Source organism: Vibrio sp. 10N.286.48.C11, from assembly GCF_041469805.1.
GTDB classification, from domain to species: domain Bacteria; phylum Pseudomonadota; class Gammaproteobacteria; order Enterobacterales; family Vibrionaceae; genus Vibrio; species Vibrio crassostreae_C.
Genome location: NZ_JBFRLK010000142.1, coordinates 1 through 921, shown reverse-complemented (window position 1 = coordinate 921; position 921 = coordinate 1). Strand labels below are relative to the sequence as shown.

General features: G+C 37.8%; 1 protein-coding gene. It reads right to left on the bottom strand.

The window, feature by feature from the left end:
* Window positions 1-238 precede the first annotated feature (238 nt).
* Complete coding sequence (locus AB4209_RS22195; RefSeq protein ID WP_372057409.1) at window positions 239-829, bottom strand: helix-turn-helix domain-containing protein; 591 nt, start codon at window positions 827-829, stop codon at window positions 239-241.
* Window positions 830-921: the final 92 nt, after the last annotated feature.

The window sequence follows — 921 nt, the reverse complement described above, 5'->3', positions numbered from 1 at the left end:
GCACGGACATTTCTGAGTTACGTTCCTCGGGAAGTATTTCCCCTTCGGATAACTCTGAGTATTCCAAATCACAAGTGACCACCATTATAGCGATGGTCATTTTTCACGGAATTGGACAAAAATCAGCACTTACCTTTTGAAGCTCAAGTACGTTTCATGCGGCAATTTTGGGTATTCATGCACTGTGCTATCGAACTTTCTGCTAAAGATATTCGTGAGATTTAAAGTCAGTAGATAGTCACTTTTTAGGTTTCGTTTCTTCAATAGTAACGGGGAAATCTCGCTTCGATTTTGTATGAAATCCCGTAGCATACATCCAAAGACTAACACATTCTTCGTCGCTAGTTTTTTCATAACTATGTTGAATATTGGCTGGGATATAAAAAGAGTCACCTTCTTTAAGGTGATATACTGTATTTTCGAGCTCCATTTTCATGGAACCCTTTAGTATTAGCCCTAGCTCATCCGACTGGTGGGCAGATGACTGGTGTTTATTCTTATCGTTTATGGTAATGATGGAACCAGTAATATTACGCTCACCTTTCGTTATAGACTCATACTTCAGCCCATTTTCATTATTGAAAATCACTTGCCTTTCCGACTTAGAAACCTGTAGCGAATGGTCATTTATATTGGCTAATAATTCAGGAAGCATTAGATCGAAGACGTTACAAATTTTCTGCAAATTAGCAATTGTTGGACTGTTTAGACCACGCTCCATCATACTCAGGTAGCTTAAGGAAAGCTCTGTCTTTTTAGATAATTCCTGTAGAGTCATTCCTTTAGCTTTTCTTAAAGCTTTTATCTGTGAGCCTATTAACTTATCCATTTTACGCTTTCACTTCTATACATATTAACGTTCCATTATCAGGGACTCTCTCTTGTGGATCAACACAATACTCCCGATTTCAGATAATAACT